At 40.9% G+C, this 10,167-nt stretch carries 10 protein-coding genes and 3 pseudogenes; all 13 read right to left on the bottom strand.

Annotated elements, in window-relative coordinates; all coding sequences use genetic code 11:
- Window positions 1–247: 247 nt before the first annotated feature.
- Window positions 248–1,240 carry a choline-binding protein CbpJ gene (gene cbpJ / locus HT699_RS08690; protein WP_000771147.1) on the bottom strand — a complete coding sequence of 331 codons (993 nt, stop codon included), beginning with the start codon at window positions 1,238–1,240 and terminating at the stop codon, window positions 248–250.
- Window positions 1,241–1,257: 17 nt separating this feature from the next.
- Window positions 1,258–2,301 (bottom strand): serine protease, encoded by a 1,044-nt coding sequence (locus HT699_RS08685; protein WP_202795742.1) that lies wholly within the window; start codon window positions 2,299–2,301, stop codon window positions 1,258–1,260.
- Between the two features lie 426 nt (window positions 2,302–2,727).
- A pseudogene (locus tag HT699_RS08680) lies at window positions 2,728–3,390 on the bottom strand (DNA alkylation repair protein).
- Complete coding sequence (locus HT699_RS08670; protein WP_000698420.1) at window positions 3,391–4,023, bottom strand: response regulator transcription factor; 633 nt, start codon at window positions 4,021–4,023, stop codon at window positions 3,391–3,393. It abuts the pseudogene before it with no gap.
- 13 nt (window positions 4,024–4,036) lie between these two features.
- On the bottom strand, window positions 4,037–5,032 hold the full coding sequence (locus HT699_RS08665) for a sensor histidine kinase (protein ID WP_000743655.1): 996 nt from the start codon (window positions 5,030–5,032) through the stop codon (window positions 4,037–4,039).
- Window positions 5,029–5,727 carry a cell wall-active antibiotics response protein LiaF gene (gene liaF, locus HT699_RS08660; RefSeq protein WP_001224643.1) on the bottom strand — a complete coding sequence of 233 codons (699 nt, stop codon included), beginning with the start codon at window positions 5,725–5,727 and terminating at the stop codon, window positions 5,029–5,031. Before liaF ends, HT699_RS08665 begins: the two co-directional genes overlap by 4 nt.
- Window positions 5,728–5,803: 76 nt before the next feature.
- Window positions 5,804–6,814, bottom strand: a complete 1,011-nt coding sequence (fni, locus tag HT699_RS08655) for a type 2 isopentenyl-diphosphate Delta-isomerase (RefSeq protein WP_000210663.1) — start codon at window positions 6,812–6,814, stop codon at window positions 5,804–5,806.
- Window positions 6,798–7,805 (bottom strand): phosphomevalonate kinase, encoded by a 1,008-nt coding sequence (locus tag HT699_RS08650; protein ID WP_172934274.1) that lies wholly within the window; start codon window positions 7,803–7,805, stop codon window positions 6,798–6,800. The genes fni and HT699_RS08650 overlap by 17 nt, the downstream gene beginning before the upstream one ends.
- A complete protein-coding gene (mvaD, locus tag HT699_RS08645) occupies window positions 7,792–8,745 on the bottom strand; it encodes a diphosphomevalonate decarboxylase (RefSeq protein WP_023941611.1) in 954 nt (317 codons plus the stop codon). Before mvaD ends, HT699_RS08650 begins: the two co-directional genes overlap by 14 nt.
- Window positions 8,727–9,605 carry a mevalonate kinase gene (gene mvk, locus HT699_RS08640; RefSeq protein WP_000163312.1) on the bottom strand — a complete coding sequence of 293 codons (879 nt, stop codon included), beginning with the start codon at window positions 9,603–9,605 and terminating at the stop codon, window positions 8,727–8,729. Before mvk ends, mvaD begins: the two co-directional genes overlap by 19 nt.
- A 120-nt stretch (window positions 9,606–9,725) precedes the next feature.
- Window positions 9,726–9,914, bottom strand: a complete 189-nt coding sequence (locus HT699_RS08635) for a hypothetical protein (protein WP_172934273.1) — start codon at window positions 9,912–9,914, stop codon at window positions 9,726–9,728.
- Window positions 9,890–10,006 (bottom strand): annotated as a pseudogene (locus HT699_RS12195) (transposase); the annotation flags it as partial. The gene HT699_RS08635 and the pseudogene HT699_RS12195, both read right to left, overlap by 25 nt.
- Window positions 10,007–10,167: pseudogene (locus HT699_RS08630) on the bottom strand (IS30 family transposase); the annotation flags it as partial.

Genomic DNA, 10,167 nt, shown 5'->3' with positions numbered 1-10,167 from the left:
TCGTTATTGGGCGGTTACATTTATTTGAAAGCTTCTCTAAGCTATATCCTTGTTTTCTAAGTTCATAGATCTGAACTTTATCATCATAAGTTAATTTCATAATAAAAACACCCCAAAAGTTAGATTTTTTCTGTCTAACTTTTGGGGTGCAGTTCACCTAATATTATGCGTTTTTTCCTATTTTAAAGACTTTTATCCACCTATTATACAAAGTTAAATATCCATCACAGTTTACCATTAGCCTTCATTACTTAACCCATTCGCCATTATAGTTTAAGTAGTAACCACCTACTGTGGTATTAACAGCTAAAGCACCTGAACCATAGGCATAGTACCATTTACCATTGACTTGGAACCAGCCTGTCTTCATATCTCCATTACTTGCATTTAGGTAGTACCAAGTTGAACCATCTTTCACCCAACCAGTAGACATTGCACCTGATGAACGAAGGTAGTACCAACTGTTACCAACATAAGCCCAACCTGTCTTCATATCACCATTTTGAGCATCTAGATAATACCAAGTTGAACCATCTTTCACCCAACCAGTTGCCATAGCACCTGATGAACGGAGATAGTACCAGTTATTACCTAGATATTGCCATCCTGTTTGCATTGCAGCAGTTGTTGGATCAAGGTAGTACCAAGCTGAACCATCATTTATCCAACCTGCACGTCTTTCACCACCAATATAGTTTTCTCCATTAATTTCTGTTTTAGCTAGATAATACCAGTTAGACTGATCATAAAGCCAACCTGTCTCTAAAGAATGATTCTGATTAAAGTAATAGTTCGTGTAATAACGCTTCTCTTCTTTATCTTCTGAATCTTCACGTTTTTCCCCGTACTCTTTTCCAACACTGTCTTTTGTTTTAATCTCTAATGCTTTCCAGCCAACAAATTCTTGTAGTACCCCATCTTGTCCAAAATAGTACCACTTGTGTTGAAGGCCGATTTCATTAACTGGTTGGTTATCTAATAAATCATCACGATAACCTGTTCCAGGAATTTCTAAGTATTGCCATCCAACTACCATTTCTCCTTTATCACCAAAATAGTAAGTTTTTCCGTCTATTTTATGCCAATAGATTGCTTTATGAGCATCTTTTACATAATATTTTCTATTATCCTTATCAACAAATTGGCCACCTGTGGTATCCGCAAAAACAGTATTTGTAGCTAGCAAACCAAAGAAAAATGCTGTCAGTCCAACTTGCATAGTTTTTTTCAAAAGTTTCATTTATATGTCCTCCAATATTAAATCCACTCACCAGATGAAGCAAAATTATAAACTTTACCATCGATAGTTTGGCTACCTGTTACCATAGCTCCACTTGAGTTAAGATAATACCAGTTTCCTCCTACTTTTATCCAACCTGTTTTCATGTCTCCATTAGTAGGATCTAGATAGTACCATGTTGAACCATCTTTATACCAACCAGTCTTCATATCACCATTTTTATTATCTAAGTAATACCATCTGCCTCGTACATTTTTCCAACCTGTTGCCATTGAACCAGAGGTTCCCAAATAATACCATTTTCCATTTACTTTTTGCCAATCTGTAAGCATCTTACCAGAAGCATCTAGATAGTACCAAGTATCATCTATTTTCTGCCAACCCGTTTGTTTATCATGTTGTTTATAATAGTACCAACTGCCACTTAATTTTTTCCATCCTTCAAGAGAATATCCTTTAAGTACTGAATAAATAAATGATAAATTCTGTTCATTTAATTTTACTGCGCTATTAACTTGGTTAGCTTCATCTCCCAAAGTATGTACTCCGACTACACGGTGACTAGCATCATAAACAGCAGATCCACTTGATCCCCCCAAAGTATCAACTTGATAATTCAAAAAAGTACCATCATCACTTAAAACTTGTTTTTTATCTGTATACATTTGATGAATTCCAAAGTCATATGATGGATATCCTGTAATCGTCACTGGTGTTCCAGCCAAATTTTTCTGACTATTTGGAAGCCCCAGTGTTCCCAATTTTGCGCCAACAGGCTCTTCTAGAATTAATAGAGCCAAGTCATATTTCGATGCATCTCTAGAATTTAAAGTTCTAAATTCTTTCAAATAACGAACTTCCTTAACCTTGATCTTTCCAAATGGTTCCTGATCTGGACTAGCTGCTGGAAGTACATAAATAGCATCCGCTTCTTTTCCATATTTATGACTGTAGAAGTTATGAGCTGCTGTAATTAAAACATTATCTTTAATAAAATTCGCGCTTCCTCTTCCTTCTATATTCGTTCCATTGGCTACACCATTGTACTCAGACAAAACCATAGCTGAAGTTGAATACGGATATTGTAGAGTATTATCAATTTTAACCAAATCATCATTACCGATAATTACTTCTGATTGATTTTGGTAATATGAACCATATGTTGGCGAAATCTCAGGAAGTGAAAAATTATTAGTTTCTGGACTTTCCTGTAATGTTTCACTCACCTCATATTCTTCACCTGTACTAGAAATAACAGTCAAAGCAGATACTGTCGACAACTGGCTAGCCAATAAAGTACTCGCAATAATTGAAATACCCAATTTTTTATAAAACGTTTTCTTCATTGTTTTTATCCTCCTAATGTGATTATAGCATACTATTCTAAATTTCTCAATCTACTATAGAATCAAGAAATCTACCACCTTCTGTAAATACCCTCCATTATCACATAAACAGGTAAACTTTTCAATTAATGACTGCGCTTTTCAATCACGATAGAGGTACTTGCTTGCTTCTTTGATACTAAGTTCAGCCATTCTTTCCTTGTTTTTCTCAATAAAGCATGTTACCCAAGTTGGATTCGTTTTGGAGTAGTCTCGCAGAGTCCAGCCAATGGCTTTATTGGTAAAAAATTCTGTTTGGTTCAAGTTATGAAGGAGAATCTTTTCCATTAATTGAGTATTGGTCTTCTCTTTTCTTAATAACTGGTGGTCAATAGCGACGCGTCTCAACCAGATATTGTCTGACAGGCTCCATTGGAGGATTATTTTTTCCAGTTCCTGCTTCTCATACACCAAACTCCCTACTACTCGATCTAGGATATCCACCGTATCCCACCAAGACTTGGTAACAACCAACTGCTCTAGCTTAGGCAAATCGCTGTCCTTTAAATAAGACTGCATTGCTTTCAAATAGTTAGCAGCCACATACTGGTATTCTCTAGATTCTTTTTCCCAGCAAGTATCTGCAAAATCCCAATCGATAATCTTTGTTTTTTCGCTTCTGGAAAATATTTTTATAGAGTTTATTTCTTTCAGGCACCGCAATACCTAGAAAAGAAAATTGATGGCGCATATGGGCTTCCATGGGTCTTGCTTTTTAGAGTCTTTTGCTGCTTCTAGCTCCTCAAGTAAATCTGCTAAACTCATCTAAAACTCTTCATGCCCCACCAAATGGTGCTGAAAGGCATAGACAGCCGCCTGGGTGCGATCGCTGACTTCAAGTTTGGCAAGGATATTGGACACATGGGTCTTGACCGTCTTGAGAGAGATAAAAAGTTCATCAGCGATACGCTGATTTTCGTAGCCCTTGGCGATGAGTTGGAGAACATCTCGCTCACGAGCAGTCAGGTCCTCATGTAGTTCTATGTGATTGCGGTGGTATTCGACTTTTTTGCTGACCTCTTGCTCAATGGCCAACTCCCCAGCAGCCACCTTACGGACAGCATGGAGCAGTTCGTCGGCACTAGAAGTCTTGAGCATATAGCCACGAGCACCTGCATCTAAGACAGGCATGATTTTTTCATTGTCCAAGTAAGAAGTCACAATTAAAATCTTGGCTTCAGGCCATTCTTTAAGGATGGCCAAGGTCGCGTCAATTCCATTCATCTCAGGCATGACAATATCCATGACAATGACATTCGGACGCAATTTCAAGGCCAAGTCAATACCTTGAGACCCGTTTGCCGCCTCGCCCACAACTTCTACATCATCTTGGAGATCAAAGTAGCTTTTCAAGCCCAATCGGACCATTTCATGGTCATCTACTAGTAAAATTTTCATCTTTACTCCTTTATCATTCCTTATCTAACAGGGGAATACGGATATCAACTGCCAGTCCTTGCTTGGGAGCTGTCAAGAGTTGAACTGTTCCAGCCATATCTTCAACCCTCTCTTTGATATTTCGCAGTCCATAACTCAAGTCGTCTAAGTTCCCTAACTGGAAACCAATCCCATTGTCCACCACCTTCAGCTGCAATTCAAAGTCTGTCTGATAGAGATAGACATCCAAACAAGAGGCCTGGGCATGGCGGAGGGTATTGCTGATCAACTCCTGCAAAATGCGGAAGATATGCTCCTCAATCTTCTTGGGCAATTTCGTCATATTCTGCTTGAGACTAACCTTGAGATCACTCTTGTCCTCAAGCTCTTTTAGGAGAATTTGAATCCCTTCTATCAAGCTCTTCTGCTCCAGTTCAATTGGTCGCAAGTGCAGGAGCAAGACTCTCAAGTCCTTCTGGGCAGTTTCTAAAATAGCTGTGACACTCTGCAACTGGATCTGCATCTTTTCTCTATCCAATTTCAAAGCCTGCTGACTGACGCCTGATAAAATCATGTGAGCCGCAAACAACTCCTGACTGACTGTATCGTGCAAATCCCGAGCAATCCGCTTTCGTTCCTTCTCGATGATTTCCTCTTCCTGAGCAAGGCTGTGATTTTCAGCCTTTTGAAGCGCTTCTGTCAAGAGGTTAAGTTTGCCAGATAAGGACTTAAAACTAGCATCCAAATCTGGATCTACAACCTGAACCACTTCTTTCCCTGCCAACAAACGCTTGAGATTAGCCTGCATTTTTCTTAGAGAAAGCTCTTCCACACCTCTCCAAAACAGGGATAAGAGAAAGGTCATGGACATGCTGAATACCAACAATAAAAAGATAAATTTTTCTGTTTTTTCGACATCGTGCAAGAAAATAGACCAGTCAAAGTCAAGGATTTCCAGCAAGCTGTGGGAGAAAAAAAAGACAAAGAGGACAGAGGTGATGGCAATGATTACATAGGCTTGTTTTTTCATCCTCTGACCACCTCCACATCCCCAATCATAGTAGTCAAGAAAATCTTGACACTCTTGTTACTCTTGAGATAGTCTCTTGTTTCTTGATGATAGTGTTCATTGCGAAGGGCTCGCTTGGGCTGATTGAAAAAATTCAAATCCCCATAGAGACAGTTAACGCTAAGGCTGACTTCCACATCTACAGGTACAATGATTTTGGTCGTTCCTACCATCTTTCTGAGGATAATGACATTGTCATGATTGGTTAGAATCACCCTCTCCAGATGAATGGTGTCCTTGCCCATGAGACGAAAGAGATTGATATCATCAAACTGGCAAGTTTGATAACTTGAAAAATGATGGAGATTGCCAAACCAACGATTTTTCTCCTTCTTAACCGTCACAACCTCTTCAAAAACCAAATTTGTCTGCTCTTTTTCCTGGTTCATCATCGGGTAAAGAAGAAAGAGACTATAGATGACCGCAACAAAAATAGCTAGAATCACAAAAGGATTGAGCATGACGATGAAAAAGAAAAGAATGCTTGCCACCACTAACAGAAGATTATTGCCCTCTTTACCAGTGTAATAGCGAATCAAAAGCAAAAAGAGGAATAAAATCAGCAGAAAACGCGAAAAATGCTCTGAAACCATCAAAATCAGAGCTCCTGTCAAAAGACAGGCTTCGATAAATAAAAAGATTTTAAATTTTCTCATAGGTTGATCCTCTCCTTTCTATTTTATCACACTTCAAAAAAGTCACCTCAGTCTGAGGATGGAAAAAAGGCGGTGGTCACGCCTTTTTCATCTGATCCTTTGCTTCTTTTAATTTTCCATAAAGAAGATAGTCTACTTTTTGCAAATCTGCTATGGTGGCACAATTAAGAGCACACATAATCAAACGCAGATCGTCTTTCCAGCCTTGAACAATACCAATCACTTCTTCAACTGAATAGGTTTCAACCAATTCCAGAACTGTTCGTGACAGTCCTACAGCTTTGGCACCAAAGACCAAACACTTAATCATATCCAGCGGATTCCGAACGCCTCCACTAACCAAGAGTTCGACCTTGTCTTTCCATTCTTGGGCGTTGAGTAGGGCCTGCACGGTAGACTGTCCCCATTGATTGAGGTAATCACGCTGGCCACTGCGACGGTTTTCGATATAGGCAAAGCTGGTGCCACCACGACCTGATAAATCCACTGTACGAACACCCAGTTCATAGGCTCTCTCGATGGTCTTGGCATCCATTCCAAAGCCCACTTCCTTGAGAACAATAGGAACAGGAATTTGCTGGCTATAGTCTGCCAGATGCGATTGCCAGCTTCTGAACTTCCTTTCTCCCTCAGGCATAAGCAATTCCTGCATGACATTGACATGCACTTGCAGGAGAAGAGGATGCATCTCTTCTACAGTCTGAAGGCCTAACTCGACAGGCTTGTCCAATCCAATATTGGTTCCAAGGAGGAGATTGGGATGACTAGACTTGACAGAAAAAGAGTCATCTGCTGGATCTTTGAGTGCTGCGCTATAAGAACCCGTTACAAATAAAATACCACAGGCTTCTGCCACTTGAGCCAACTTTTGATTGATTTCTTTACCTTTTTCACTCCCACCTGTCATGGCATTGATATAAAAAGGAAAATCCCACTTTCGACCAGCAAACTCTGTCGACAGATCGATTTCATCCAGATTGTAAAGAGGCAAGGAAGAATGAAGCAGCTCCACCTCATCAAAGCTATTATAGGAACTTTTCTGCTCAAGGGCATAGCGGATGTGCTCATCCTTACGATTTGTCGTCATGTCCTATCCTTTCTTGGTATAAGAGCTCAATCCCCAGATCGGCCCAACGGTTTTTTAGGGTTTCAGTTGATTGCTCATCAAAACTCAAGGCAATACCACAATCACCACCACCAGCGCCACTGCTTTTGGCAACGGCTTGCAAATCTTGACTAGCTTCTTTCAGCTGTCTAAGCGAAGGCGTATAAATATCTGCGCTCAAGCCTTCTAAGAGATTGCTGGCTGTTTCCACCTGCTCAATAACTTTTTCGGATTTCCCCTGCTCCAAGGCTTCTACCAGAGAAGCCACTGTTTCTTTTGAGGAACTTAAAAAATTCTGATTGATATTTTGCTTGATTTGTTGAACCATATCACTAGATACAGCCACTTCCTTGGTCCATCCCACTAGGAAATCACATTCTAAAGTTGGTTTCACTTGTGAAATTGAAAAGCCCCAATCACGCTCTAAAACAGTCGCCAAATTTTCTTCTTTCAACCAAGCTGCTACCTGCTGGCGATCAAATGACTGGTAAAGAACCAAATCCTCTGCCACAATACAGGCAAGGTCCCCCATAGACCCATTGTCTCCGCGCTTGAGCAAGACAGCGCTAGCCAGCTTGAACAAGAGCTCCTGATCAACCGAAAGCTTATACAGAGCTAGCAGAGCCTTGATGACCAAAACAACGACGCTACCGCTAGAACCTAGACCAAACTTTTTCCCTTCCCGTTCCATTTTTCCTCGAATTTCTAGAGAAAAATGTCTTAAAGTTTGACCTCGATAAGTCAGGAAATCTTCCACTAAAGCAATCGTTTCTTGAATCAAGCTGTAGTCAGAATTTGGCGCCAAATCTACTGCGAAATCAAACAGATCTGAATAAATACGGTAGCTGTCAGAAAAAGCAATATCGCCCTTCATATAGATGGGAATGGCCTTTATCAAGGCCAACTGTCCGGGCTCTAAAATAGCATATTCACCTGCCCAATAGAGCTTTCCACAAGTTTTAACAGCAATCATCTTGACTCAAATCCTTTGTTTTTGACACAATCAAGCGGTAACGTTGACCGAAGATTTTTGATAAATGCTCCAAGTCTTTCTCTTGACAAAGAACTTTGACATTAGGACCGGCATCCATAGTAAAGTAGCAGGCCTCTCCTTGCTCGCGAAGTTGACGAACAAAGTCCATCGCTTCATAAGATGAATCGGTCAGATAAGAAAAGGCTGGTGATGCTGTTTTTGTCGTAGCGTGCATAGCAAGAGCATTTTTCTCCGTTAATTCTCCAATCTTGGCAAAGTCATTTTCCTTGAGATAAATCAGCATATCCTGATAGTCCTTCTCAGACTGACGAACCCAGTCGTCAAAAGTCGTCGAAGTCTCCACACAAAGTTTCATCCCGTCACGGCTAGAGATTGGTTTTTTCTTGTCCTCTAGCACCAACATGATCATAGCTAGTTTCAAGTTTGTCTCTACAGGGTAAATTCCCCCACTATCCTTGTCCCAGGCACCTAGTGGTCCATAAAAACTCCGAGAAGAAGAACCTGAGGCAAACTTAGCCTCCTGTGCCAACTGACTCCGAGACAAACCAAGCTGGAAATAAGCATTACAAGCCTTGACCAGGGCGGACAAACCACTAGAACTTGAGGACAGGCCCGCTGCCGTAGGCATATTATTTTGAGTATCGATACGGACAAAGCCCTCACCAGCTGGACGATAACGGTCAATAATCTTACTCATCTTGGCATGCTCGACCTCATTTTGTAGCTGACCATTGATGTAAAATTCGTCAGCTGTTACATTGGCTGGTAAAGGCGACAAGGTCGTCTCTGTATACATATTTTCCAAAGTTAGAGAAATACTGCTAGTAGCAGGCACTATCTCTTTTTCTTTTTTCTTTCCCCAATATTTGATAATAGCAATATTTGCGTAGGAACGTACTGTTACAGGCTCTCTATCCATGTCTGAACAGCTCCTTTCTCTTCTAATCTTTCTGCTAATTCTTGTGCGTGTGTCAAATTATCTGCCAAGGCTATAATACAGCCTCCTAGCCCACCACCGCTCATCTTGGCACCCAGAGCACCATGGCTAAGAGCCGTTTCAACCAGATGGTCTGCCTCAGGGCTACTGACCCCAATTTCTTTTAAATGTAAATGCGCTTGACTGAGGATTTGTCCCAGTTCTTCAGCATCTTTTTGTGAAATCGCATCCTCTGCCTGCTGGGTCAATTCTCCCAAGGCATGCAAAAATGGTAGGGCATCCTTGCCCTTATTTTGAACCACTTGGATGGCTTCACGAGTATGACCATAAACACCCGTATCGGCAATCACCAAATAGGCGGATAAATCCATCTCAAGTTCTGTAAATCCTACGTTCTTGATAAAGCGAATAGGTTGGTCACTGAGACAGGTCTTAGCATCCAAACCACTAGGATTCATATGGGCAATCATTTCAGCTCGATTGACCAAGATTTCTAGTACATCATGAGGCAGATCGGCCTGATAGTAGTCAAATACCGCACGAATGGCCGCTATGCTGATAGCCGCTGACGAACCCATCCCCCGTTTCTCAGGGATAGCCGAGTCAATCTCACAACGAATGCAGGCTTCTGTGATATCCAAATACTCCAGTGAGGCATAAACCGCCATGGACAAGGTATCCTCCTCATAAAGGCGCCAAGGACTCTCTGCAGGAACTACCTTACAGGTCACCTCCACCTCCAAAAGAGGCAGGGAAATGGCAGGATAACCGTAAACGACCGCATGTTCCCCTATTAAAATTATCTTACTATGTGCCTGACCGACACCAACTTTTTTTGTCATTTTTTCCTTTTACTAGACGAAAAACGTCTTATTTTTCATACAAGTATTAATTCTTTCCTATCTATTTTATTATATTTTCACAAAAAAAGCGATTGTTTCCATTCACAATCGCTTCTTTCATTATTGAACCCATTCGCCATTATAGTTGACAGAATAGCCATTTACAGTCGTATTCACTGCCAAGGCACCTGAGCTATAAGCGCGTAGTACCATCTGCCATTGACCTGGAACCAACCTGTCGTCATAGAACGACGAAAGAAACTCCATACCGTTAAGTAAAGAGGAAAGTCGTGAGGGAGCATGCGCCATTGACAACCTGTTTTAGTGACGTACAAAGTCTCATTAACAAGTACTCGTTTCGGCCATTTATAGGTGCGGTGTTTGGAGAAATAGGGTTCAATCTCCCAAGAGGCATAGGGGTGCGCATAATAGATATGTTCCTCAGAAAATACATCAGACAAGCGGTTAAATTCTGTACCATTATCTGCCGTGATGGACAGAATCTTGTCTTGTTTTAAGATGAGTTTTAAAGCCTGATTGACACCTCAGCACTTTTATTTGG

The organism is Streptococcus sp. 1055 (assembly GCF_013276815.1).
GTDB classification, from domain to species: Bacteria; Bacillota; Bacilli; order Lactobacillales; family Streptococcaceae; genus Streptococcus; species Streptococcus pseudopneumoniae.
This window is presented reverse-complemented; position numbering and strand designations above follow the sequence as displayed.